Below are 25,601 nucleotides of genomic sequence, written 5' to 3'. Positions count from 1 at the left end.
AGAAGGAGATAAAGGGAGATAATAAGGAGATAAAGGGAGATAATAAGTAGATAAAGGGAGATATGTGGCTTACGCCACGGAAGATAAAGGGAGATAAAAGACGTATGTCTTGTTGCCTGTTTTTAAGGCATTTGTCCTCTATCTTCCGTGGCGCAAGCCACATATCTCCCCTTATCTCCTTTTATCTCCTTATTATCTTCCCTTTATCTTCCGTGGCGTAAGCCACATATCTCCCCTTTATCTCCCTTTATCTCCTCTGAAATCACGGATTTCCGTTATTGTATATAACAATCCATTAATTACTTTTGCAACACAGCATACATACCACATGCTGCATATATAAATATGTAGAGCGTGGTATGCCGTTACAGCAAGAGTAATCATACGGAACAAATAAACAATAACATGAAAAAACATTATTATCTTATGACAGCAGCCGTGGCATGTGTCTTCATGACCGGCTGCAAAGACGGCGGTCCCTCGGCGTCCGGACCGCTTGGAGAACTGCCCCGGATAGTGAAAGAACATGAAGGAAAGCTGGAGGAAGCGCGTCATGAACTGGCAAAGGTCAAGGATGCCGCCGAGATGCAGGCTCTGTTTGTAAAGGGCAGCGCCATACAAGAGGAAATGAAGGCACAGATTAAAAGCAGGAAAGAGGAGCTTATAGGAAAGGACATCGAAGGAGAGGTTACCGGCGACGTGCCCGTAAAGATAGTATCGCCTTTCAAGATTAAAAGCATAACGGACAAAGGCAACATCGAAGTGGTGGCGGAAGTGGAACTGACAGATACGGGAACATACCTCCGCGACAACTCGGCGTTCGACCTCTCGAACATTCGCGTGATAGCCATCGGCGGCAACGAGAACGAAGTTTATGTGCACAACGGAAGCGGTTTCAGAACAGACGGACTGCCGTACTCCGACAAATATGCGCAGGGAACGAAGGGTTTTGTAACGACCTACCTGCACATAGAGCCGTGGAATGCCGACATGATGGGCGGTTTGTCCAAGCTCGTCATCGTAAACAAGAACAGCGACAGATACCGCGCGGCACGCGAAACCGGCAAGAAGGCAAAAGAGGAATACGAAAGCAAGCTGAAGTAATCGAGTATAACCAATAAAGCAGAATAATATGAAGACAAAAGTATTGACAATGGCGTGCATAATGGCATTCACGTTCGCAATGCCGCAGACAGCCGATGCTCAGCTCGGCAAACTGCTGAACAAGGCGAAGAAAGCCGTGACGGATGTAAACAAGGTTCTCGGTGTGCAAGATGCCGGCACCGGCAATAACAAGGCAGCAGACGACACTCCGACCGTGGCGTCAGTTCCCATACCAAGCGGCGGCGAGATGCAAAATCCGCTTGCACCGGCGATGGACGTAGAGCTTGTCGGGGCATACGGCAAGAGCACATCGCTCAACTACGGTTCGGTGTATCTTGTATTGAAGGTAAAGATGAACCTAAACCTGACACAGGCTTCATTCGGAAGCGCAAACAACGTGAGAGCCATGGCTGTAGACGAAGACGGCAACACTTATCCGTTAAACACCATGGGGGCATTTCCCAAGAATGTAACGGAGGGACTGTTCGTAAAAGTCGTGCTTGACGAAAAAGACCTGCACTTCATGGATGTAAAGAAAACGGCGAAGAAGATGCAGCTGATACGCCTTGGCGTTTACCTTGATGCAAGCCACCGCGGAGTGATAACGTTCAAGAATGTTCCCGTACAATGGGACGTAACCCCCGAATAACAGATAGATCCGCAATAAACAATAATCCCTGTAAAGTTCCATATAGCTTTACAGGGATTTACTGTTATATCGAGTTCTTGTTTTAAAGAAACGAGAACTTAAAACATGCTGTACATGTTTCTCCGGCATATGAGATGGAAATGTAACGCATATGAGATACAAACGTAACGCATATGAGATAGAAATGTAACGCATATGAGATAGAAACGTAACGCATATGAGATACAAACGTAACGCATATGAGATAGATTTCTGTGGCATATAGTACAGAAAACTGTACTATATAGTAGAGAAAACTGTAGCATATTTTAAATGATGCAATGCAATGTCCTTACATATCGGATACAAGTTCGGCGGTAATAAAAAAAACGCCTTAATCATGTTATTTTATGTCATTCATCGGTATAATCGGACGGCATTATATATCCCATAGCCACAGCCTTCATGACAAGATCGGCAATATTTCTTGCCTTAAGCTTGGAAAACAGGCTCTTGCGATGGCTTTCCACCGTATTCTCGCTCACAAACAAATGCGATGCAATCTCCTTCGACGTGTATCCGCGGGCTATATCTCTGAGTACCTCTATCTCGCGCAAAGACGGTATGTCGTTACCAATGTCAAGTCTCTTCAATGTTTTCCTATATTCCGGACAGAAATAACGCTCTCCATTAAGAACAGTAACGATAGCCTCTATGACACGCGAGAAGTCGGTTGTTTTATAAAGAATGGCATTTACGCCCCTGTCCAGCATACGCCTGATAAGCCATATCTCCTCATGTATGGTATTCACAATGATACGGGCGTCGGCATATCGCTCCCTTATGGCGTCTATCAGCACAAAGCCGTTCACATCGGGCATGCCGATATCTACAATATATATATCAAAGCCATGCGCCGGAAGTATATCCATAAGTTCGGCAGCTTTGCTGAAAGTGACAACATCATTAACACCATGCTTATTCAACAGACTTTTAAATCCTTCGAGAACCAACGCATGATCGTCAACTATGGCAACAGACAAGTCCCGCAGCCTGTATGCAGCAGATATTTTCATATTGTCGTTCATAGGCGCAAAATTATATTTCACGTCACAACAATCAATCACGGGTTTCCGTGATTTTATCGTATTCACCGCATATTTACGGCAAATCTTACGGTCGTTCCTTCGTCGTTGCTCTCAACATTCATTCTTCCGCCTACGGCTTCGGCACGCTGGCGCATCGTGCGGCTGCCTATACCGGCAGACTTGCCGCCCCCGCGCCCGTTGTCGCTCACCGCTACTTCCACCCTGCCGTCTGCCGCCGACATCCTCACGCTTATCTCCGTGGCGCCCGAATGCTTCACGGCATTTGCCAAAGCCTCCTGCACAATGCGGTAGATGCCGAACGACACTCCGTCTGGCACCATCGCCCAGGAAGCGTCACGGGGCGACGACTCGTATGAGATGATGCAAGGTGCAACGCCCGGCGACATCCTTTCCACATAGTCGGACAGCACTTCGTCGATAGTGGCATAACGAAACTCGGGTGGCATAAGCTCATGCGATATGCGCCTTGCCTGCTCCCGGCATTCGGCAAGCATCTCCACCGACGGCGAAGAAGGCTCCGACGCCGCAAGCCTCAGTTCCACCGTATAGAGGTCGTTGCACAAGCCGTCGTGCAGCTCGCGCGCCAGTCGGTTGCGCTCGTTCTCAAGTCCGCTGATATACTTCTCGGTCATACGGCGGTCCATATCATTGCGCAAAGCGGCGAACTCCGCCTCACGTACATGCGCTTTATGCCTCGAACGCAATATATAAACATATACGGCGACGGAGATTATTATCAGCAGGGCGACGACACCTATTATATATAGCTGCATGCGCGCCAGCCGTGCACGGCTCTGCGACAGGGCAAGCTCCTTCTCCTTTGCGTCGTATTTCACCGTCAGTTCTCTTAGACTTTCCGCCTTTTCCTTCTCAAACAGACTGTCGCGCACCCCGCCCGCCTTCATCAGATATTCATACGCACTGCGGTAATCGCCCTTGCGGGCATATATCTCGTGAATGTTGTTATAGCAGTCGTAAAGCACGAAAGGCATATTCTCTATACCGTCGAGGTTCATTATCTCGGAAAACATGTCGAGAGCAGTGTCGTTGTCGCCCTTGTTCAGCGCCATGCCGCATCTCACCTGATAATACATCAGCTTGCTCATCACCCCTTGCGCCTTGGGCAGCAGCACCTTGCAGCGCTTCTCCCATTCCGTCTGCCCACCTGCATCACCGGTCTTGCCTGCAAGCATCAACATGTTCGCCGCGGCACTGAGGGCAGCATCCCATTGTCCCAACGCCGTCGAATACTCATAGCCTGCGGCAAGCACGCGCCGGCCGGATGAAATGTCGCCGCACATTACGAAGATTGTCCCCAGGTTACCGAACAGCTGCGCTTTGAACTCCTTATCCTTGCAAAGCCCCGTCCACTCGTCCGCCTTGCTTGCATATAGGGCAGCCTCCTTCTTGTGCTGCATGTCGACATGCAGAGTGGCAAGGTTCAGATACAGCACGGCAACCTCCTGACGCGCATCCTCATCGGCTTCACGCCTGAACTTCTCGTCCGTACACAGTTCAAGGGCGGCGTTATAATGCCTGAGCGCATCATCCGTCTTTCCCATAGTGCGCAGATACACACCCATGGACGAGTGCAGTCCCACCTGCGCACAGCGGTCGCCCGACGCCACAGCCATGCGCAGCGCCTCGTCTGCCACAATGACCGCCGAATCGTTCTTACCCTGAGCGTGCATAACATCTGCCTTCTCGCGCAGACCGGCAATATCATCCGCCATGACCGTGCATGAAAAGAACAACAAAACAGCCGCTATCAGTTTCCCCCGAATGTTCGTATTGCTTATGTTTATCTTTTTGATTATCTGTTTACACCACTCTCACACTACATGCACCGCCGCGCCGCCACGTCACCGCCGCGCCTCTTCATACTCCGTAGTATCTTCCAGTCCGGCATAGAGCAATGCCTCCTTGCGCTCCACGCACGTCCCGCACTTGCCGCAGTGCACCGCGCCGCCCTTGTAGCAGCTCCATGTCCGCGAATAGTCTATGCCAAGCGCCTTACCCCTCAGGGCTATGTCTCCCTTTGTAATGTCCTTATATGGCGCAAGTATCTCTATTCCCGGATATGTTCCGTTCTTCGTAGCCTCGCTCATGGACGCTATAAACTCGGGACGGCAGTCGGGATATATGGTATGGTCGCCGCCGTGATTGGCTATCATAACATATTTAAGCCCGTTGCTCTCTGCTATTCCTGCGGCAATGGCAAGCATTATGCCGTTGCGGAAAGGCACAACGGTCGACTTCATATTGTCGTCGGCATAGTGCCCCTCGGGTATGGCATCGGCACCGTCGAGCAATGAACTCTTGAAATACTGCGGCATAAAGTCAAGGTTTATCACTACATGCTTTATGCCCAGGCGCTCGCAGTGCTCCTTTGCAAAAGGTATCTCGCGGGCATTATGATTGCTGCCGTAGTCAAACGATATGCCAAGAGCTATGCGCTCGTGCATGTCATAAAGCAGCGTGATGCTGTCCATTCCACCGCTGACGATGATGACAGAGTCTTTATTCTTCATATCTTATCATTCATTTGTTTATTATCTCACAATAAAAGAGACCTGTCCTCATACCTGTCACAAGCAATGAAAACACAATTGCAGGCAGATATGAGAACAGATCTCACATACTTATCGCGTTAAGTTACGGTTGCCTTTATCCTCTCAAAGCGGCAAGCGACTCCTTTATCGCCGCTATCTTCTCCTCGCTGTCGCTCTTCTTCTTGCGCTCGAGGGCGACAACCGCCTCGGGGGCGTTGGCAACAAACCTTTCATTGGACAGTTTCTTCGTGACACCGGCAAGGAAACCTTCGAGATGCTTCAGCTGAGCCTCAAGTTTCTCTATCTCCGCCTCTACGTCTATCATGTCTCCTATCGGTATAGCGAACTCATCGGTGCCGATCATGAACGCCACAGCCGTGCTGTCTTTCTCTGCAACCACATCTATGGAACCGAGATTTGCCATTTTTGTTGTCACGCAGTTATAAGCCTCATACTTGTTTGCCGCAACAGCCTGCATCACCAGCGTCTCCTTCGGCGATATGTTCTTCTGGCTGCGCACCATGCGCACGTTGCCCACCAGCTGCTTTACATTCTCCATGTCGGCAACGAGTGTCTCTTCCGCACCGGTCATGGCAGGAACATCCAGGCTTTCGCGCATTATCGACTCGCCATCCTTGCGGTCGCTTATATGCTGCCACAACTCTTCTGTGATGAACGGCATGAACGGATGCAGCATTTTAAGCAGCGTATCGAAGAAGCCTATGGTCGCATCGTAGGTAGCGCGGTCTATCGGCTCACCGTAAGCAGGCTTTATCATCTCGAGATACCAGCTTGAGAACTCATCCCAGAACAGGCGGTACACAGCCATAAGAGCCTCGGATATACGATACTTCTTGAACAGGTCGTCAAGCTCGGCATTGGTCTGCTTCAGTTTGGCTTCAAACCATTTCACGCCTACCGCACTTGCTTCCGGCTGCTCTATGTCCGCCACTTCCCATCCCTTTACAAGGCGGAAGGCGTTCCATATCTTGTTGTTGAAGTTACGTCCCTGCTCGCAAAGACTCTCGTCAAACAATATGTCGTTGCCCGCAGGCGCAGAGAGCATCATGCCCATACGCACACCGTCGGCTCCGTATTTGTCTATAAGCAGCAGCGGGTCGGGCGAGTTGCCGAGACTCTTGGACATCTTGCGTCCCAGTTTGTCACGCACAATACCTGTAAAGTACACATGTTTGAAAGGCATCTGACCCATATATTCGTATCCCGCCATAATCATGCGTGCCACCCAGAAGAATATGATATCCGGTCCGGTAACAAGGTCTGCGGTAGGATAATAGTAGTTTATATCGTCGTTTCCGGGATTGTTTATACCGTCGAACAGCGATATCGGCCACAACCATGACGAGAACCATGTGTCCAGAGCATCCTCATCCTGTCTCAGGTCTGCGGCTGTCAGTGCCGCGTTTCCACTTTTCTGCCTTGCCATTTCAAGCGCCTCATCCGCCGTTTCGGCAACAACGAAGTCGTTTTCTCCGCCGGCATAATAGTATGCGGGTATGCGGTGCCCCCACCACAACTGGCGACTTATGCACCAGTCCTGTATATTTTCTAACCAGTTCTTGTACGTAGACTTATACTTGGGCGGATAGAACTTCAGTTCGTCGTTCATAACGGGGGGCAGAGCAATGTCTGCAAAGTGCTGCATGCGCAGGAACCATTGCAGCGAAAGGCGAGGCTCTATCGCCGTGTCGGGGTTACGCTCGGAATAGCCTACCTTATTTGTATAGTCTTCTTCCTTTTCCATAAGTCCGGCAGCCTTAAGGTCTGCGGCAATCTTCACGCGCACGTCAAAGCGGTCCATGCCTACATACATGCTGGCAGCTTCGGACACCGTCGCATCGGGATTGAAGATATCTATCGTCTCCAGATTGTGTGTCTTGCCCAACATATAGTCGTTAGTATCGTGAGCGGGCGTCACCTTAAGACATCCCGTACCGAATTCTATATCCACATATCTGTCTTCTATCACGGGGATTACGCGGTTTACGAGCGGCACAATCACTTTCCTGCCCTTAAGCCAACTGTTCTTCGGATCCTTGGGGTTGATACACATCGCCGTATCGCCCATTATCGTCTCGGGACGTGTCGTCGCCACTACCGCATAGTAGCCCTTGTCGTCCTTGTGCATCACGCATCCCTCGGTCTCCTGCGGCACGAAAGTCTCCCCTTCTTCAACAGCCACATAATATTTAAGGTGATAAAGTTTGGAACTCTCCTCACGGTATATAACTTCCTCGTTGCTAAGCGCAGTGAGTGCCTTCGGATCCCAGTTCACCATTCGCAGTCCGCGGTATATCAAGCCCTTGTTATAAAGGTCTACAAATACTTTTATAACGCTCTTCGAACGCTTCTCGTCCATGGTAAACGCCGTGCGGTCCCAGTCGCAGCTTGCACCGAGACGACGCAACTGCTTCAATATTATGCCTCCGTGTTCGTTGGTCCACTCCCACGCATGCTCAAGAAACTGCTCGCGTGTAAGGTCGTGTTTCTTTATTCCTTTCTCAGCAAGTCTCTTCACCACCTTTGCCTCTGTGGCAATAGAGGCGTGGTCTGTGCCCGGCACCCAGCAGGCGTTCTTTCCTTCCATGCGTGCCCGGCGCACAAGTATATCTTGAATGGTATTGTTGAGCATGTGTCCCATGTGCAGCACTCCGGTGACATTAGGCGGCGGAATGACGACGGTATAAGCCTGGCGTCTGTCGGGTTTACTACTGAACAGCTTGTTGTCAAGCCAATACTGATACCATTTCGACTCCACTTCCTTGGGATCGTACTTACTTGCTAATTCCATTGTTTAAATATAACTTTATTATTATAATAGTGTAAAACTCTGCAAAATTACGAAAAAACGGCGTAAAACAGTTGCTTTATATTTAAAATGTATACAGACAGCAGCGTTTTATGCCCTATATAACAAACAACTCCCGCAACTTTGCCGTTGCGGGAGCTTTAGTAGTGGATAGGGGAATCGAACCCCTATGCCAAGATTGAGAATCTTGTATCCTAACCGTTAGATGAATCCACCGTTAGATATGCACGAGAGAGAACCCTGCGGAAGCTGGGGGATTCGAACCCCCGGTACGTTAAACACGTACGGCAGTTTAGCAAACTGCTGGTTTCAGCCACTCACCCAAACTTCCAGACGGTAACTGAATACCGCAGCATTTTCTCTTAAATGCGGTGCAAAGGTAGTGTTTTATTTTCATACATGCAAGCTTTTGACTTAAAAAAATATACTTACAGCATAAAAAGTGGATAAAAGAGAGCCTGCACAATGGTTTTACTCTTCAATATGCAAATATCGCAATGCGGTTTATGGGGTTGGGAAATAACTACATATACGTGAGTTTAGGATAACGAAAGCCGAAACTATCCCTATCCTATAGGGCTGTACTCCCGGTGCAGCCGCCACCATTACACACGAAACAAGCCATGCGGTTTCGGATGTTCCAGGGAACATCCCTACAGATAAGCAGGCTCTATCTCCTTCCCACTTTCAACCTATTATGCAGATTACAGATAATGTTCATCCTCCCCGTAAGGCTGTACCCCGGTGCAGCCGCCACCATTACACACGAAACAAGCCATGCGGTTTCGAATGTTCTCCCAGCCCCACCCCATATATAAATAAGGTATAGAGCCGCGGACATATAAAAAAGCGGAGCGTAAGAACCCCTTGTTCCCTACGCTCCGCCGATATGTATCACTGTGCCGGCAGATATCCGGCACACATCGCCCTACCGTAATCAGTCGAGATTAAGGCTTTTCTTTATAGCCTCAATCTTAACGGCACCTTCTGCAAGACAACGTTCATAGCATCCGGCACACTTCATTGTGCCCTTCACCTCTGTATAGAACTTTATCTTAGGCTCTGTTCCCGACGGGCGCACGCTTATCTTCGTGCCGTCCTCGCAGAACCACTGAAGCACGTTGCTTGTGTCCGGCATGTCTATCTTTGTGACATTGCCGTCGATGTCGCGCTGCTCAAGTGTCTTATAGTCCTTCCAAAGAACCACCTTGCTGTCGCCAAGCGTTGCAGGCGGATTGTTGCGGAAGTCGGTCATCATCTGCTTGATCTCATCAGCACCGGTCTTTCCCGGCTTGACTACATTTATAGTAACCTCCTTTGAGAAGCCGTATTCCAGATATATGTCCATGAGCACGTCGTAGAGCATCTTGCCCTGATCCTTTGCCCATGCGCATATCTCTGCCAAAAGACAGCATGCGGACACTGCATCCTTGTCGCGAACGAAGTCTTCTGCAAGGAAGCCGTAGCTCTCTTCACCGCCACCGATATACTGCTGCTTTCCTTCAGACAGTGCAATCTCGCGTGCAATCCACTTGAAACCGGTATAGCAGTCGCGCATCTCTATATTCTGCTTGTCTGCAATCTTCTTGATAACCTCTGTGGTAACGATAGTCTTCACGATGAAGTCCGTGGGCTGCATCTTGCCTGTTGCCTGACGGTTCTTGATGATATAATAGAGGAAGAGCAGACATGTCTGGTTTCCGTTGATGAGTATCCACTCGCCCTTGTCGTTCTTGCAAGCCATTCCCACGCGGTCGGCATCGGGGTCGCTCGCCATTACGATGTCGGCATCTATCGCCTTTGCATCGCGGAGTGCCAGAGTAAGCGCCTCGCCGTTCTCGGGATTGGGACTTACAACTGTGGGGAAGTCGCCGCTCTTTACCATCTGCTCTTCAACACAGTGCACGTTTTCAAAGCCCCACTGCTTAAGCGAGCGCGGTATCATCGTCATGCCGGTACCGTGCAGCGGCGTATATACAATCTTGAGGTCTTTCTGTCTCTTTATTACATCCGGGTCGATAGACACTCCCTGCACGAGGTCGAGGTAAACCTTGTCCACATCCTCGCCGATGATTTGTATCAGTTCCTTGTTTCCTTTGAAGTTAACGTCTTCTATCCTCACCTTGTTAACCTCGTCGATGATGCCCGTATCGTGCGGAGCAAGCACCTGCGCACCGTCTGCCCAGTATGCCTTGTATCCGTTGTACTCACGCGGATTGTGGCTGGCAGTGATGTTGACACCGCTCTGACATCCGAGGTGACGTATGGCAAACGAGCATTCGGGCGTGGGACGCATGTCGTCAAAGAGGTAAACCTTGATATCGTTAGCAGAGAAGATGTCTGCCACTGTCTCGGCAAACAGACGGCTGTTGTTGCGGCAGTCGTGGCACACCACAACAGATATCTGCTCCATACCGGCAAAGTTTTTCTTCAGATAGTTTGCCAGTCCCTGTGTGGCAAGCCCCACGGTATATATGTTCATACGGTTGCTGCCGGCGCCCATTATGCCGCGCAGTCCGCCCGTACCGAACTCAAGGTTCTTGTAGAAGCACTCTATAAGGTCGGTTTTGTCTTCTTTTTCCAACATCTCGCTTACAGCTGCACGCGTATCCGCATCGAACGCGGGCGACAGCCATTCCTTGGCTTTCAGCTCACACTGCTTAATCAATTCGGTGTTATTTTCCATATTATTATATAAATTAGTTAAAACAATTCTTTCCCACTGTATCTTGAACGACACATTATCTCCACGCAAAGATAATGAATTAAATCGAAAAACACCGTTGCGAAGATACATTTATTTGACATTAAATATATTTTTTTGCTGTTTAACGCGAGTCAGACGAATTATACAAACCACCCCTACCCCTCCTTTGAAAAAGGCAGGGACGCCGCAAAAGCACCATATACATATATACAATGGTCTTAATAGAAGGAAGATATGGGAAGATAAGGGAAAATAAACGGAGATAAAAGACAAATGCTTATTGCATGTGAGGGTGTGGTTTGTAATATAAAATGGGATATTTATTCGTCAAGTTCATGTTTTTTATTTAACCTAATATCATAGTCGAGGAGGAGTCACGGGCATGCCGTGAATTTGTAAAACAAATGCAAACAAAGTCTAATAAATGGTTAAATTCACGAGAGGATACGGACTAAACGGCAGGCAGAGAGATATTATTATGCTATCTTTGCATAAGATAAGCTGCGCCTCGGCAATTTGAAACAAGTTTCATTGCACTCGGCTTGCATTATCTTTGTATAAAATTACGTTTTAAACATTAAAAATAAAGCAATATGAAAACAGCCGGCACGAGATTTCAAATCAGTGAGGAAACAAAATGGGAAAACCCTGCACCGGGCATCCGCCGCCAGATTATGGGATACGACGGACAGTTGATGATGGTGAAGGTGGTGTTTGAAAAAGGTGCTGTCGGTACCATGCACGAGCATTATCACAGTCAGGCGACATACGTGGCAAGCGGAAAATTCGAGCTTGACATCAACGGCGAAAAGCGCATTCTCACGGCAGGCGACGGCTATTATGTGGCACCCGACGAGCCGCACGGATGCGTATGTCTGGAGGCAGGAACACTCATAGACACGTTCAGCCCCGTAAGAGCCGACTTCCTCGGTATCTGATTTTGGTGTGTTGCGGCATGAAACGACAGGCGACGAGCCGTATGCCACACATTGCATTATGCTTGATAAAGCAGCAATATGGCTTACACATTGCTTTTGCACAACCGCTCATAGCTGCGTTATTCGGCAGCGAAAGACTCTGCGGAGGCAAATATGCGAAAGAATTGTGTGCAGCCGTAATACACTGTAAACATGTGGTTTGCGTTTAAACAGAGCACAAGTGTGCAGCCAAATGAGGCTTGACAGCATACAAAACACGGCATTTCAGAATGTAAAGTGCCGTGTTTTGCATTGTGATATGCGGCATATTGCAACGTAAAATGCCGCATATTGCACTGCAAAGTGTGCTGTTTCTGCCTCCAAACATGCACGGTTTGTCATTAAAAGGGTATGTTTTTATCTTCCGAAAGCACAATAATGTTGCCCCGGCAACGTAGTTTGAGAAAACAGAGAGAGGTTTTTCGGTTGACATTTTGTGCATGAAAAGATTAAAAGAGTTACACTTTGTAAACATAGATAGAGATATAATACGATGCGTTGCAGGAGGAAATAAGGTATATATTACGAACGTTTGAAATAACGAGCACCCCCAAAATACACCTCCGGTAGGGACATATTCTTGTATTTGTCCGCACGCCTCATTGAGGCGTTCATTATTTATTTATACGGATAAGGGATAAACGAAACAACAAAAAAATTAGTATTGAATGTTCCAAATAACGATATGAACGCCTCAATGAGGCGTGCGGACAAATACAAGAATATGTCCCTACCGGAGGAGAACACAGCTAAAACCATTATTCATCGCCCCATAACAACAAGAAAATGCAGCCGCACGCCCTCCCAATCCCCCTCATCTCAAACCACCCAATATTACAAAAAGCATATAAACAGCCTTGTTTTCTTGCAATATTGCTATAAAAAGTGTAATTTTGCAACACATTTAAAACAACAGCAAATAAAATGTTACGAATAGCAGTACAGTCAAAAGGACGTCTCTTTGAGGACACGATGAGGTTGCTCAACGAGGCGGATATCAAGATAGGTTCAGGCAAACGCACGCTTCTGGTGCAGGCATCAAACTTCCCGTTGGAAGTGCTTTACCTGCGCGACGACGACATTCCGCAGAACGTTGCCACGGGCATTGCCGACATAGGTGTGGTGGGCGAGAACGAATATGTGGAGCGTGACGAGGACGCCGAGGTGATTTGCCGACTGGGTTTCAGCCGCTGCCGCCTGTCGCTTGCCATACCCAAATCGGTGGAATACAACGGTCCGTCGTGGTTCAACGGCAAGAAGATAGCCACCTCCTACCCCAACATACTGCGCAAGTATCTTGATGACAACGGCATCAGTGCAGAGATACACGTCATCACGGGCAGCGTGGAGATATGTCCGGGCATAGGATTGGCAGATGCCATATTCGACATCGTCAGCAGCGGTTCGACACTTATCAGCAACAATCTGCGCGAAGTGGAGCGCGTAATGGACAGCGAGGCGCTGCTCATAGCCTGCAAAGGCATGGACAAGGACAAGAAAGCGTTGCTCGATGAAATGATGTTCCGCTTCGAGGCGGTGCGCAATGCCGAGGACAAGAAGTACATACGCATGAACGTTCCGAACAATAGAATAGACGAAATAATATCGGTATTGCCCGGATTGAAAAGCCCTACGATAATACCGCTTGCCGACAAAGACTGGTGTTCGGTGCACACGGTGCTGGGCGAGAAGCGCTTTTGGGAGATAATAGGCAAGCTGAAAGAGCTTGGTGCACAGGGAATACTGGTGACGCCTATCGAGAAGATGATTTTATAAGGACACGACTGAACGATGAATATAATAAGGTATCCCGAAAGAAATGACCGGGAACGGATAACCGGACGGTCGCGTACAGACCTGTCGGAACTGAACGCCGCCGTGGAAAAGATACTCGACGACGTTAGGGAAAACGGCGACCGGGCGGTGATAAGATATGAGGAGATGTTCGACAAGGCTGCCTTGCAATCGCTTGTCGTGACAGAAAAAGAACTTGAAGAGGCTCTGACAGAGGTTTCTGAAGAGCTGCTCGACGCCCTGCACCTTGCCCACGGCAACATTGAAAGGTTTCACCGCGCACAGGCAATGACGGTGAAAAAGGTGGAGACACAGCCCGGAGTGACATGCTGGCAGAAGAGCGTGGCGATAGAAAAAGTGGGACTTTACGTGCCGGGTGGCACGGCACCGCTGTTCAGCACGGTGCTGATGCTTGCCACACCTGCGGTGATTGCAGGATGCAGGGAGATAGTGTTGTGCACTCCTCCGGGCAAGGACGGTAAGGTTAACCCTGCCATTCTTGCGGCGGCACACATCGCCGGGGTGAGGAAAATATTCAAGATCGGCGGCGTACAAGCCATAGGGGCTATGGCATACGGCACGGAAAGCGTGCCTAAGGTGTACAAGATTTTCGGTCCGGGAAATCAATATGTCATGGCGGCAAAGCAGATTGTGAGCCTTCACGACGTGGCGATAGACATGCCGGCGGGACCGTCAGAGGTGTGTGTGATTGCCGATGAGACGAGCAATCCCGAGTTTGTGGCAGCCGACATGCTGTCGCAGGCGGAGCACGGTGCCGACTCTCAGGCTGTGCTGATAACCACATCAGAGAGAATGCTCGATGATGTTGCAGCGTGCATAGACCGTCAGACGGAGGCGTTGGAGCGCAAGGAGTTCATCCGGAAGTCGCTCGAAAACAGCATGTTGATACTTGTAAAAGACTATGACGAAGCGATGGAGCTGAGCAATATTTATGCGCCGGAGCATCTGATAATAGCCACGGAGAACCATGAAGAACTTGCCGCAAAGGTTGTAAACGCCGGAAGCGTGTTCCTCGGGAAGTATGCTTGCGAGAGTGCGGGCGACTATGCCAGCGGCACAAACCACACGCTGCCAACGCACGGGTATGCGACGGCATACAGCGGAGTGAACCTTGACAGCTACAACCGCAAGATAACATTCCAGCACATAACGCCCGAAGGCATAGCCAACATAGGGCGCGCCGTGGAGATAATGGCTGAAAACGAGCGGCTCGATGCGCACAAAAACGCCATGACGGTACGCATCGACGAGTGTAAAAACATTTACGGAGAAAAGAAATGAAGACACTGAAAGAACTGGCACGACCCAATATATGGAATCTTGCGCCATACAGCAGCGCACGCAACGAGTACAGCGGACACGCGGCACACGTGTTTCTCGATGCCAACGAGAATCCGTACAACGCTCCGCTGAACCGCTATCCGGACCCGTTGCAGACGGAGATAAAAGAGATACTTGCAAAGGTCAAAGGTGTAGGTGCCGAACAGATATTCCTCGGCAACGGCTCGGACGAGGCGATAGACCTTGTATACCGGTGCTTCACACGCCCCGGCAGGGACAACGTTGTCGCCATCGAACCGACATACGGCATGTACAAGGTGTGTGCGGACATTAACGATGTGGAATATCGCCCCGTGCTTCTTGACGAGAACTTCGGCATGTCTGCCGACAAGATGCTTGCCGCATGCGACAGGAACACGAAGGTGATATGGATTTGTTCGCCCAACAACCCCACCGGAAACAGCATTGACCGCAAGGAAATGATGAAAGTCATCGACGGCTTCGACGGACTTGTGGTCGTCGACGAGGCTTATTCCGACTTCTCATCCGCAAGTCCTATGCGTCTCAGACTTGCCTCCCACCCCAACATGATTGTGCTTAACACATTCAGCAAGGCATGGGGCTGCGCCGCCATAAGGCTCGGAATGGCATTCGCACACGCCGACATCATCGGTCTTTTCAACAAGGTGAAATATCCTTATAACATAAACCTGCTTACACAGCAGCAGGCACTTGAAACGCTGAAAGACCCATACGAGGTGGACAAATGGGTAAAGATGCTGCTGCTCGAACGCGGACGCATGATCGAAGCTTTCAAGCTTCTGCCGATATGCAAGCACGTCTATCCCACCGATGCCAACTTCTTCCTTGCCCGCATGACAGACGCCCAGGTGATATACGACTATCTTGTGAACAACGGAATAATAGTCCGCAACCGCACACGCGTGCAGTTATGCAACAATTGTCTGCGCATCACCGTGGGTTCGAAAAGCGAAAACAACGAGTTGCTGGCGGCACTGAGGCAGTATAGATAGAATAAAGAAGCGGGAACTAAATCTTGCCTATATCCACATATCCGTGCATTACGGCGTATATCGTAAGTGCGGAGACGCTGCGCAACCTTAGTTTTTCCATGATGTTACGTCTGTGGGTAACCACAGTGGCAAGACCGATATTGAGCTTGTCGGCGATTTCTTTGTTGATATATCCCTGTACTATAAGCGACATTACCTCAATCTCGCGGGCAGACAGCATGCAGCCTCCCGCCTCTTTAGGCACGGGAGGAAGGTTGTGACCGTTGGCATGGGCTTTCTGTTCGAGGGCAAGCAGGGACTTGACGAACTCATGTTCCGGTATGCCGGTGCACAGACAGTGGAAACCGCTTATCTGCGCCTGCGGATCCGATGAGGATACAAGCACGATGGTCTTACGCATGTTCTCTAAAAAGAATGCACGGTGGTCAAGAAGGATGTCGGTCGTGACAAAATAGTGGTAATAAATGTCGCGGCGGCTGCAAGGAAGTTCACTAAAAGAGCCGAACGTGTCTATGCCGATTACGGGCATTATGCTCTGCAATATATTTTTTAACCCCAGCACGGCAAGCGTGTTGGGGTTAATTATAGCTATTTTGGGGTGTCCGTGCATAGAACAATCGTTTCTTTTACGACAAGAAGCCGAGCAGAGTTCCGGCTGCAACGGCAGAACCGATCACACCGGCTACATTCGGACCCATGGCATGCATGAGAAGGAAGTTGTGACGGTCGTACTCCAGTCCGAGGTTGTTCGATATACGGGCACTCATAGGTACGGCACTGACACCGGCATTTCCTATCAGCGGATTTATCTTCTTGTGAGCCGGAAGGAACAAGTTCATGAACTTCACGAACAGTACACCTGTTGCCGATGCAATGATAAACGCCATTGCACCCACTGCAAAGATAAAGATTGTCTTCATCGTAAGGAACTCGCTTGCCTGCGTAGAGCAACCGACAGTAAGACCGAGAAGCACCACGATAACATCGTTGAGCGCACTTCCCGCCGTTTTTGCAAGGCGTGTCGTCTTACCGGACTCTTTCAACAGATTGCCGAAAAACAGCATTCCAAGCAACGGAAGTCCCGAAGGTACGATAAACGTGGTAAGCAACAGTCCTATGACAGGGAACAATATTCGTTCCGTCTGGCTTACACGGCGCGCCGGCTTCATGTGTATCACACGCTCTTTCTTTGTTGTCAAAAGGCGCATAAGAGGCGGCTGGATAACCGGAACAAGCGCCATGTATGAATATGCACACACTGCAATGGCTCCCATAAGGTTGGGACAGAGCTTCGACGAAAGGAATATCGCCGTAGGACCGTCGGCTCCTCCGATGATGGCAATACCTGCAGCCTGGTTGGGTTCAAAGCCAAGTGCAAGGGCAAACATGTATGCACCGAAGATACCAAACTGTGCAGCGGCACCGATAAGTATGAGTTTTGGATTGCTTATCAGTGCGGAGAAATCGGTCATGGCACCAATACCAAGGAACACAAGCGGCGGATACCAGCCCTGACGGACACCCTGATAGAAGATGTTAAGCACCGAATTGTCTTCATACAACCCTATTTCAAGACCGGCATCGGCTCTGAACGGGATGTTTCCGAGAATGATGCCAAGCCCGATGGGCACAAGCAGCAGCGGCTCGAAATCTTTCTTTATGGCAAGCCATATAAAGAATATGCCTACCACAATCATTATAAGATTGCCTGTCTCGGCATTCGCAAAACCTGTATAACTCAGAAACTCGTTAAAGTTACTTATTATGAAATCTGTAAATCCCATTGTCCTGCCTATTATCCGATTGTAACAAGTACGGCACCTTCCATCACCGTATCACCTTTGCTCACCACTACCGACGTGATTGTACCGGCACACTCTGCCTCGATATTGTTCTGCATCTTCATTGCCTCGAGGATGACAACCGTGTCACCGTTCTTTACAACATCGCCGACATTAACCTTTATCTCGGTGATTGTACCGGGCAATGGAGCCAGAACTTTTGTGCCTGCAGCGGCAGGAACGGGGGCAACAGGAGCCTGCGGCTGAGCCGGAACCGGAGCAGAGGCAGCACGTGACGGTGTCTGAACCGCCACCTTCGGCTTGTGAAGAACATGTGCTGACTTTATCGGCTGCTTTATCTCTACCTCAAAAGGTATTCCGTTTACGCTCACTTTGGCTACGTTGCCGTCTATATCTTCAATCTCAACGTCGTAATCAACGCCCTGAACTTTATACTGATACTTATTCATAGTGTTATGTAGTTATTTGATTTTACGAATGATTAATTTATGAAATAACCGGCTCGTCGGGATGCGGCAAGGTCCAGTTTGTGTGATGAGGCTTTATCGTAATGACATTACTTTCGATATCGTGTACATCATCCTCATACTGTTTGAGTGCCATCGATATCACAGCCATGTATATCTCTTTGTCTATACCTGCCGTCTGCAAGCCGTCTTTCAATATTACCTTTGTCTTGTGTCCTGTTTCCGCAAGTTTCTCACCGGTCTTTACTGCTGCCTTTATAGGCTGTATCCTGCCGGCTTTCTTTATTGCCTGCTTATGCGCCATAAACAATCCGAGTATGCGGAAGAAGACATAAAGCAGGGCAAGACATGAAAAGACGATACCCATGGAAAGCACGGTGATGCCCAATCCGTGAGGATCTTCGCGCTTCAAGCGGGCAATCTTCGTCTCGTCTGTCTTTATAAGGTTCTTTATTCCGGGCGTCACTTCATCGCTTGCCTTTACCCTCCATACGGAAGCACCGTCCTTTTCGCGTGCATACGACATGTTCTCTTCAATCACGGGCACGCTCACTGAGTCTATAATGTCTATGGCATTGCCGTCGTAAAGCGCAATCCATACAACATCTTGCGGGTCTGCCTTTGCAGAAAGATGCAGCGTGCCATTGGCTGGATTGCTGTTCAGAAAGAAGACAAGATGATCCTGTGCCGACATTACCGTCCTTGCGTCGCCGTTAGGAATGATGCTCATCATGGCAACACGCTGCGGTATCGTAAGGTTTTTGTCAAGTACACGGCGATCTGTAGTAATGTACATGCCGCGCACATTATACGAGGAGAACGATGTATTAGCCAACTCCACCCATGCATTCCGCCTTCCAAACTCGTCCTGTAAATTGCCGGTATTGTTTGTCAGCACCTCATTTATCTTTATGTTCCTGGCACCTTGCCCGAACATGAGAGTGCTGCTCATAAACAACAGACACAGCAATATTCTGCTTTTTTTCATGTATTATTATAATTATAAAGTTTATCTGTCAATGATTTATCCGCAAAAGAAAAGAACTATCAACTGTGCCGTGAGTATGCGCAGAAACATACAGAGAGGATACACCGTAGAATAGCCCACGGCAGGAGCATCCTTTGAACACACCGAACTTGCGTATGCCAGCGCGGGAGGATCGGTACAAGTACCGGCAAGCATACCCATAATCGTAAAATAATTGAACTTGTACTTAAGCCTTGCCAACGTACCTATTATAAGAATAGGTATTACCGTAATCAGAAAACCTGTATATACATACTTTATACCGTCGCCCTGCACAACAGTTTCCACAAATCCGGCACCCGCCTTTATACCCACACTCGCGAGAAACAGCACCAAACCTATCTCGCGCAACATCATATTGGCACTCGTCGTGGTATAGGTTACAAGGTGGAACTTGTATCCGTATTTTCCTATAAGTATCGCTATTATCAGCGGACCGCCGGCAATACCAAGTTTCAACGGCACAGGCATTGAGGGAATTGCAATGGGAAGACTTCCAAACAATATGCCGAGAATTATGCCTACAAATATTGTTGCTATGTTGGGAGCGTCAAGTCTCTTTATAGAATTGCCCATAACGCTTGCCACACGGTTAACGGCATCTTCGGGACCGACAACCATTATGCGGTCGCCCACCTGCAATGAAAGGCTGTTACTTGCAAAAAGTTCCATGCCCTGACGTGTGACACGGGTCACGTTAACTCCATATACACTCGAGAAGTGCATCTTGCCAAGTGTCTTTCCGTTCATTGACGAGCGTGTAACAAGTATCCTCTTGCTTACCATTGGCTCGTCCTGCTTCTTCCAGTCCACCTCTATCGTAGGACCGATGAACGCTATTATCGCCTCGGCATCCACCTCCGCACATACAATGAACAGCTGGTCGTCTATATGAAACACCGTATTCCTATTCGGTATACTGACATGACCTTCATGCAATATTCTTGAACATACGAAGTCACGGTTAAGGAAATCGTGAACCTGCAGCAATGTCTTTCCCTCCAGATAAGAGTTTGTAACCTTCAAGTGCATGAAATGCGGCTTTACAGAGTCATTGTCGGCTTCTTCTTTCTCCAGTTCCGCCTCTTCTTTAGACATGGAAATCCTGCATATATACTTTATTGCAATGGTTGCGCCGATGATACCCAGCACTCCGAGCGGATAGGCACAGGCATATCCCGATGCAATCTGCGGCGCCTTACCGTCCTCGAACACGGACGACAATGCCTCGTTGGCGGCGCCAAGTCCCGGCGTATTTGTCACGGCACCATACAGAGTACCTACCATCATGGGAAGATTATTGGGATTGGAAGTATCAAAGAAAATATAGTAGCATGCAAACATCACGCCTATATTGAGAAATATCATTGCCGTAGACAGCCCGTTAAGCGTCACTCCTCCTTTTCTGAAACTTTCAAAAAAGCCGGGACCCACCTGCAGACCAATCATGAAGACAAACAGTATAAGACCGAAATCCTGAATAAAAGTAAGTATATTGACGGGAGCCGTAAAACCGATGTGACCGGCAATAATGCCGGAAAAAAGTACAAAAGTAACACCAAGAGATACTCCGCCCACTTTTATTTTTCCTAAATAAACCCCTACAGCTATCACTATAGCATACAGCAAGACGATATGAGCAATAGAATCAGTTGTAACAAATAAATTTATAAGCCATTCCATAATAACAAACCACTATAAATATGTGGGTGCAAAATTAGGCAAAATATCCCTCAAAGAACAACATTTGGACAAATATTTTAAGACATTGCATTAACTTTTTGCATTTTTATATGCCGGAAGATAAATTCCTTTTATTTTTTATAAAAGGTCAAAAAAATGAATTATCTTTGCACGGAATGAACAGCACTTCGGCATAATCAGACACGTTTGATTGTCGGAGGCTGCATATTCCTAGGCAAAGAATGTTGCCGTACATCCGAATATATACCGGAATATTTAGAAACTTATTATAATAAAAACATTATGTCAAACTGTAAAGAAAAACTCTTTACCGAGTTTCAGGCACCGTCCACCCAAGAGTGGCTGGATAAGATTCAAGTAGATTTGAAAGGTGCTGATTTCAACAAACGTCTGGTATGGAGAACCAATGAAGGCTTCAATGTACAGCCTTTTTACCGTAAGGAAGATTTGTCTAAGTTAAAAACTCCCGATGCAATGCCCGGCGAGTTCCCGTTTGTACGCGGAAACAAGAAGGACAACAACGAATGGTATATTCGTCAGGACATTGTTGCAGACGATGCACAGGCTGCAAATGCCAAGGCACTGGATATACTGAACAAGGGAATAGACTCGCTTTGTTTCAGCATTCCCGGCAAGAAGGTAAGCATGGAATTCGTAGAAACGCTGCTTGACAACATCCTTTGCGATGTCGTTGAAGTCAATTTCACGACATGCAAGCGCCACACACTGGAACTTGCACAGATCTTAGCCGCATATTTTGACAAGAAAGGTTATGACAAAGCCAAGATAGTAGGCTCTGTTGATTGGGACCCGATGGAGAAAATGATTATGAAGGGATGCGACATGACAGAGCTTCTCTCCATAGCACCCGAAATAGTAAACACGCTGAAAGACTATCCCCACTTCCGTTGCATATCGGTAAACACCGTTTCGCTGAACAATTCCGGAGCATACATCGTTCAGGAATTGGGATATGCACTTGCATGGGGTAACGAATATCTCAACATGCTGATAGAGGCAGGTACGGATCCCGCTCTTGCCGCATCGAAGATTAAATTCAACATGGGCATTTCCGAAAATTACTTCATGGAGATAGCCAAGTTCCGTTCGGCACGTATGCTTTGGGCTGAAATAGTAAAGCAGTATAAGCCTAAGTGCGACTGTGCCTGCAAGATGTGCGTAAACGCTGTGACATCCAAATACAACATGACGATGTTCGACAGCTACGTGAACCTGTTACGTTCCCAAACAGAAACGATGAGTGCCGCCCTTGCCGGTGTTCACTCTATTGTCGTTACTCCGTTCGACGCTGCATACGAGACACCGAACGAGTTTTCGGAGCGCATAGCACGCAACCAGCAACTTCTGCTTAAGGAAGAGTGCCACTTCGACAAAGTAGTGGACCCGTCGGCAGGAAGCTATTACATAGAGGAAATAACATCTCTCCTTGCCGGTGAGGGTTGGAAGATATTCCTTAACGTTGAAGAAGAAGGAGGTTTCCTTGAAGCTATAAAGAAAGGAAGCGTACAGGACTGCGTAAACGAAACAAACGCAAAGCGTCATACCGCCGCCGCCAACCGCAAGGAGTTCATACTTGGCACAAACCAGTTCCCCAACTTTACAGAGAAATCGGAAGGAAAGACATCGGCATCATGCGGTTGCGGATGCGGACACAAGCACGAAGACCACGAAAAGCCGTTCAAGGCAATCAATGCTTCCCGCCTTGCCGCCGATTTTGAAGACCTCCGCATAGAAGTGGAGAACAGTAATAAGGTGCCTGTTGCGTTCATGCTCACAATAGGAAACCTTGCCATGCGTCAGGCACGTGCACAGTTCAGCTGCAACTTCCTGGCATGTGCAGGATACAAGGTTATAGACAATCTTGGTTTCAATACTGTAGAAGAAGGCGTAGACGCCGCTCTCGAGGCAGGAGCCGACATAGTTGTTCTTTGTTCAAGCGATGACGAATATGCCGAATATGCAATACCTGCATACAAGTATCTTGACAACCGCGCCATGTTTGTGGTTGCAGGTGCTCCCGCCTGCATGGACGATCTTAAGGCCGCAGGCATAGAGAACTTCGTACATGTAAGATGCAATGTGCTCGAAACACTGAAAGAGTATAACGCTAAGTTAATGAAATAAAGCCATGAGAAAGAATTTTAAAGATATAGATATATTTGCCGGCATTAACGCCGTCAACGGAACAGACTGGCAAAAAGAAAACGGTATCGAGGCAAACTGGAAGACTCCGGAGCACATAGAGGTAAAGCCCGTTTATACAAAAGAGGACCTTGAGGGCATGGAACACCTGGACTTTTCGGCAGGTATCCCTCCATTTCTGCGCGGTCCGTACAGCATGATGTATCCGTTCCGCCCGTGGACCATACGTCAGTACGCCGGTTTCTCAACCGCCGAAGAGAGCAACGCATTCTACCGCCGCAACCTCGCATCGGGACAGAAAGGACTTTCCGTTGCGTTCGACCTCCCCACACACCGTGGTTACGACCCTGATAACGAGCGTGTTGTAGGCGATGTGGGCAAGGCGGGAGTATCAATCTGCTCTATCGAAAACATGAAAGTGCTGTTCGACGGCATACCTCTCAACAAGATGTCCGTATCCATGACAATGAACGGTGCCGTGCTTCCGATACTTGCATTCTACATTGTGGCAGGTCTGGAGCAGGGAGCCAAGCTCGAAGAAATGGCAGGAACAATCCAGAACGACATCCTCAAGGAGTTCATGGTGCGCAACACCTATATATATCCGCCTGCATTCTCGATGAAAATCATTGCGGACATCTTTGAGTACACATCGCAGAACATGCCCAAGTTCAACTCTATCTCCATATCCGGATACCACATGCAGGAAGCCGGTGCCACGGCAGACATCGAGTTGGCATACACCCTTGCAGACGGTATGGACTATCTCCGTGCCGGTGTGAACGCCGGAATAGACATCGATGCGTTTGCTCCGCGCCTGTCGTTCTTTTGGGCTATCGGCATGAACCACTTCATGGAGATTGCAAAGATGCGTGCCGGTCGTCTGCTGTGGGCTAAGATCGTGAAGAGTTTCGGTGCAAAGAACCCCAAGTCTATGGCACTCCGCACACACTCACAGACATCGGGATGGTCGCTTACGGAGCAGGATCCGTTCAACAACGTGGGTCGTACATGTATAGAAGCTATGGCTGCCGTGCTCGGTCACACGCAGTCACTGCACACCAATGCGCTCGACGAGGCGATAGCACTGCCTACCGACTTCTCCGCACGTATTGCGCGCAACACGCAGATCTACATACAAAACGAGACAAAGGTATGCAAGCAGATAGACCCGTGGGCGGGTTCATACTATGTAGAGTCGCTTACCAACGAGCTTGTACACAAGGCATGGGAGCACATACAGGAGATTGAGAAGCTGGGAGGTATGGCAAAAGCCATAGAGACCGGACTGCCCAAAATGCGTATCGAAGAGGCTGCGGCACGCACACAGGCGCGTATCGACAGCGGTGTGCAGACAATCGTGGGTACAAATAAGTATCGTCTTGACCACGAAGACCCGATAGACATTCTTGAAGTCGACAACACCGCCGTAAGAAACCAGCAGGAAGAAAGCCTCGACAAGCTGCGCGCATCACGCGATGAGGACGCTTGCAAGAAAGCTCTTGCCGAACTTACGGAGTGTGTACGTACAGGCGAAGGCAACTTGTTGGCTCATGCCGTGGAGTGTGCCAAGCTGCGCTGTACATTAGGAGAGATAAGCGATGCCTGCGAAGAGGTCGTAGGACGTTATAAAGCAATAATAAGAACTATTTCAGGCGTGTATTCATCAGAAAGTAAAAACGACAACGACTTTGACAAAGCGTGTGAGTTGACAGAAGAGTTTGCAAGGAAAGAAGGTCGCCGCCCGCGTATTTTCGTGGCAAAAATGGGTCAGGACGGACACGACCGTGGTGCAAAGGTTGTGGCAACCGGATATGCTGACTGCGGTTTCGACGTAGACATGGGACCGTTGTTCCAGACTCCGGCAGAAGCGGCACGCGAGGCTGTGGAGAACGATGTTCATGTTATCGGTGCAAGTTCGCTTGCAGCGGGACACAAGACACTGATACCTCAGCTTATCGAAGAGCTGAAGAAGCTTGGACGCGAGGACATCATGGTAATAGCAGGTGGTGTGATACCGGCACAAGACTATGACTATCTGTACAAGGCAGGCGTAGCTGCAATCTTCGGTCCGGGTACATCCGTAGCCAAAGCTGCATGCGAAATGATGAATATTCTTCTGGATAAAGAATAATCACTGCATACAACCAATAAGGAAATGGTTATTGTCCAAGTTGACAATAACCATTTCTTTTTTCATTTCTCTCCATTTTGTTGCTGCCAATCACGCAATGAAGTCATCTAAACTTTTATGAGATTCGATAATTCTTATCCGTCGGTAGTTTCAACTGGCAAGTGCAAAATTAATGATTTGTTTGAAGAATTCTTCTTTCGGGGTTGAGAAATTTAGTTTCTTTCTCGGTCTGAGGTTCAATTTCTTTCCCACTTTCTTGATATAGTT

At 48.6% G+C, this 25,601-nt stretch carries 18 protein-coding genes, 2 tRNA genes and 1 pseudogene; 8 read left to right on the top strand and 13 right to left on the bottom strand.

Going from position 1 to position 25,601, the window contains the following annotated elements:
* The first annotated feature begins 405 nt into the window (after nt 1-405).
* Nucleotides 406-1,104, top strand: a complete 699-nt coding sequence (locus HPS54_RS11105; RefSeq protein WP_172345521.1) for a hypothetical protein — start codon at nt 406-408, stop codon at nt 1,102-1,104.
* A 28-nt stretch (nt 1,105-1,132) separates the two neighbouring features.
* Nucleotides 1,133-1,753: a hypothetical protein gene (locus HPS54_RS11100; protein ID WP_172345520.1), complete on the top strand. Its 621-nt coding sequence runs from the start codon at nt 1,133-1,135 to the stop codon at nt 1,751-1,753.
* Nucleotides 1,754-2,145: 392 nt separating this feature from the next.
* On the opposite strand, the gene HPS54_RS11095 is transcribed toward HPS54_RS11100, so the two are convergent.
* The 7 genes from HPS54_RS11095 to HPS54_RS11065 form a co-directional block, all read right to left on the bottom strand.
* The gene (locus HPS54_RS11095; protein WP_216653077.1) at nt 2,146-2,820 is read right to left on the bottom strand and encodes a response regulator; all 675 of its coding nucleotides are present in this window, start codon (nt 2,818-2,820) and stop codon (nt 2,146-2,148) included.
* Nucleotides 2,821-2,882: 62 nt separating this feature from the next.
* Nucleotides 2,883-4,574 (bottom strand): tetratricopeptide repeat-containing sensor histidine kinase, encoded by a 1,692-nt coding sequence (locus HPS54_RS11090; protein ID WP_172345518.1) that lies wholly within the window; start codon nt 4,572-4,574, stop codon nt 2,883-2,885.
* A 129-nt stretch (nt 4,575-4,703) separates the two neighbouring features.
* Nucleotides 4,704-5,372: a 7-cyano-7-deazaguanine synthase QueC gene (queC, locus tag HPS54_RS11085; RefSeq protein WP_172345517.1), complete on the bottom strand. Its 669-nt coding sequence runs from the start codon at nt 5,370-5,372 to the stop codon at nt 4,704-4,706.
* Nucleotides 5,373-5,508: 136 nt separating this feature from the next.
* Complete coding sequence (locus tag HPS54_RS11080) at nt 5,509-8,205, bottom strand: valine--tRNA ligase (RefSeq protein ID WP_172345516.1); 2,697 nt, start codon at nt 8,203-8,205, stop codon at nt 5,509-5,511.
* Nucleotides 8,206-8,367: 162 nt separating this feature from the next.
* A tRNA-Glu gene (locus HPS54_RS11075) sits at nt 8,368-8,439 on the bottom strand.
* A gap of 27 nt (nt 8,440-8,466) precedes the next feature.
* Nucleotides 8,467-8,554, bottom strand: a tRNA-Ser gene (locus HPS54_RS11070).
* A gap of 606 nt (nt 8,555-9,160) precedes the next feature.
* Nucleotides 9,161-10,909 (bottom strand): phospho-sugar mutase, encoded by a 1,749-nt coding sequence (locus HPS54_RS11065; protein ID WP_172345515.1) that lies wholly within the window; start codon nt 10,907-10,909, stop codon nt 9,161-9,163.
* Between the two features lie 614 nt (nt 10,910-11,523).
* Here HPS54_RS11065 and HPS54_RS11060 point away from each other — a divergent pair.
* From HPS54_RS11060 to hisC, 4 genes are all read left to right on the top strand, one after another.
* The gene (locus tag HPS54_RS11060; RefSeq protein ID WP_172345514.1) at nt 11,524-11,868 is read left to right on the top strand and encodes a cupin domain-containing protein; all 345 of its coding nucleotides are present in this window, start codon (nt 11,524-11,526) and stop codon (nt 11,866-11,868) included.
* Between the two features lie 963 nt (nt 11,869-12,831).
* Nucleotides 12,832-13,683, top strand: a complete 852-nt coding sequence (gene hisG, locus HPS54_RS11055) for an ATP phosphoribosyltransferase (RefSeq protein ID WP_172345513.1) — start codon at nt 12,832-12,834, stop codon at nt 13,681-13,683.
* Nucleotides 13,684-13,698: 15 nt separating this feature from the next.
* Nucleotides 13,699-15,003, top strand: a complete 1,305-nt coding sequence (gene hisD, locus HPS54_RS11050) for a histidinol dehydrogenase (protein WP_172345512.1) — start codon at nt 13,699-13,701, stop codon at nt 15,001-15,003.
* On the top strand, nt 15,000-16,037 hold the full coding sequence (gene hisC / locus HPS54_RS11045; RefSeq protein WP_172345511.1) for a histidinol-phosphate transaminase: 1,038 nt from the start codon (nt 15,000-15,002) through the stop codon (nt 16,035-16,037). Before hisD ends, hisC begins: the two co-directional genes overlap by 4 nt.
* Before the next feature lie 16 nt (nt 16,038-16,053).
* Here the strand turns inward: hisC and HPS54_RS11040 are convergent, their stop codons facing one another.
* The 5 genes from HPS54_RS11040 to HPS54_RS11020 are packed head-to-tail and all read right to left on the bottom strand — an operon-like array spanning nt 16,054 to nt 21,016.
* The gene (locus HPS54_RS11040) at nt 16,054-16,647 is read right to left on the bottom strand and encodes a response regulator transcription factor (RefSeq protein ID WP_172345510.1); all 594 of its coding nucleotides are present in this window, start codon (nt 16,645-16,647) and stop codon (nt 16,054-16,056) included.
* A gap of 16 nt (nt 16,648-16,663) precedes the next feature.
* Complete coding sequence (locus HPS54_RS11035) at nt 16,664-17,821, bottom strand: sodium ion-translocating decarboxylase subunit beta (RefSeq protein WP_172345509.1); 1,158 nt, start codon at nt 17,819-17,821, stop codon at nt 16,664-16,666.
* Between the two features lie 11 nt (nt 17,822-17,832).
* Nucleotides 17,833-18,288, bottom strand: coding sequence for an acyl-CoA carboxylase biotin carboxyl carrier protein subunit (locus HPS54_RS11030; RefSeq protein WP_172345508.1), 456 nt, complete (start codon nt 18,286-18,288; stop codon nt 17,833-17,835).
* A 37-nt stretch (nt 18,289-18,325) separates the two neighbouring features.
* Nucleotides 18,326-19,294, bottom strand: a complete 969-nt coding sequence (locus HPS54_RS11025; RefSeq protein ID WP_172345507.1) for an OadG family transporter subunit — start codon at nt 19,292-19,294, stop codon at nt 18,326-18,328.
* A gap of 36 nt (nt 19,295-19,330) precedes the next feature.
* A complete protein-coding gene (locus HPS54_RS11020; RefSeq protein ID WP_172345506.1) occupies nt 19,331-21,016 on the bottom strand; it encodes a putative transporter in 1,686 nt (561 codons plus the stop codon).
* A 303-nt stretch (nt 21,017-21,319) separates the two neighbouring features.
* Between HPS54_RS11020 and mutA the strand changes: the two genes are divergently transcribed.
* Nucleotides 21,320-23,182, top strand: a complete 1,863-nt coding sequence (gene mutA, locus HPS54_RS11015; protein ID WP_172345505.1) for a methylmalonyl-CoA mutase small subunit — start codon at nt 21,320-21,322, stop codon at nt 23,180-23,182.
* Nucleotides 23,183-23,186: 4 nt separating this feature from the next.
* Nucleotides 23,187-25,334 (top strand): methylmalonyl-CoA mutase, encoded by a 2,148-nt coding sequence (scpA, locus tag HPS54_RS11010; RefSeq protein ID WP_172345504.1) that lies wholly within the window; start codon nt 23,187-23,189, stop codon nt 25,332-25,334.
* A 150-nt stretch (nt 25,335-25,484) separates the two neighbouring features.
* Here scpA and HPS54_RS13155 read toward each other — a convergent pair.
* Nucleotides 25,485-25,601 (bottom strand): annotated as a pseudogene (locus HPS54_RS13155) (IS30 family transposase); the annotation flags it as partial.

The sequence above is a fragment of the Xylanibacter caecicola genome (genome assembly GCF_013166515.1).
Taxonomy (GTDB): domain Bacteria; phylum Bacteroidota; class Bacteroidia; order Bacteroidales; family Bacteroidaceae; genus Prevotella; species Prevotella caecicola.
This window is presented reverse-complemented; position numbering and strand designations above follow the sequence as displayed.

Coding starts and splice junctions, on each gene's coding strand:
- HPS54_RS11105 (WP_172345521.1), top strand. CDS start 406: ATGAAAAAACATTATTATCTTATGACAGCAGCCGTGGCATGTGTCTTC.
- HPS54_RS11100 (WP_172345520.1), top strand. CDS start 1,133: ATGAAGACAAAAGTATTGACAATGGCGTGCATAATGGCATTCACGTTC.
- HPS54_RS11095 (WP_216653077.1), bottom strand. CDS start 2,820: ATGAACGACAATATGAAAATATCTGCTGCATACAGGCTGCGGGACTTG.
- HPS54_RS11090 (WP_172345518.1), bottom strand. CDS start 4,574: ATGGCGGATGATATTGCCGGTCTGCGCGAGAAGGCAGATGTTATGCAC.
- queC (WP_172345517.1), bottom strand. CDS start 5,372: ATGAAGAATAAAGACTCTGTCATCATCGTCAGCGGTGGAATGGACAGC.
- HPS54_RS11080 (WP_172345516.1), bottom strand. CDS start 8,205: ATGGAATTAGCAAGTAAGTACGATCCCAAGGAAGTGGAGTCGAAATGG.
- HPS54_RS11065 (WP_172345515.1), bottom strand. CDS start 10,909: ATGGAAAATAACACCGAATTGATTAAGCAGTGTGAGCTGAAAGCCAAG.
- HPS54_RS11060 (WP_172345514.1), top strand. CDS start 11,524: ATGAAAACAGCCGGCACGAGATTTCAAATCAGTGAGGAAACAAAATGG.
- hisG (WP_172345513.1), top strand. CDS start 12,832: ATGTTACGAATAGCAGTACAGTCAAAAGGACGTCTCTTTGAGGACACG.
- hisD (WP_172345512.1), top strand. CDS start 13,699: ATGAATATAATAAGGTATCCCGAAAGAAATGACCGGGAACGGATAACC.
- hisC (WP_172345511.1), top strand. CDS start 15,000: ATGAAGACACTGAAAGAACTGGCACGACCCAATATATGGAATCTTGCG.
- HPS54_RS11040 (WP_172345510.1), bottom strand. CDS start 16,647: ATGCACGGACACCCCAAAATAGCTATAATTAACCCCAACACGCTTGCC.
- HPS54_RS11035 (WP_172345509.1), bottom strand. CDS start 17,821: ATGGGATTTACAGATTTCATAATAAGTAACTTTAACGAGTTTCTGAGT.
- HPS54_RS11030 (WP_172345508.1), bottom strand. CDS start 18,288: ATGAATAAGTATCAGTATAAAGTTCAGGGCGTTGATTACGACGTTGAG.
- HPS54_RS11025 (WP_172345507.1), bottom strand. CDS start 19,294: ATGAAAAAAAGCAGAATATTGCTGTGTCTGTTGTTTATGAGCAGCACT.
- HPS54_RS11020 (WP_172345506.1), bottom strand. CDS start 21,016: ATGGAATGGCTTATAAATTTATTTGTTACAACTGATTCTATTGCTCAT.
- mutA (WP_172345505.1), top strand. CDS start 21,320: ATGTCAAACTGTAAAGAAAAACTCTTTACCGAGTTTCAGGCACCGTCC.
- scpA (WP_172345504.1), top strand. CDS start 23,187: ATGAGAAAGAATTTTAAAGATATAGATATATTTGCCGGCATTAACGCC.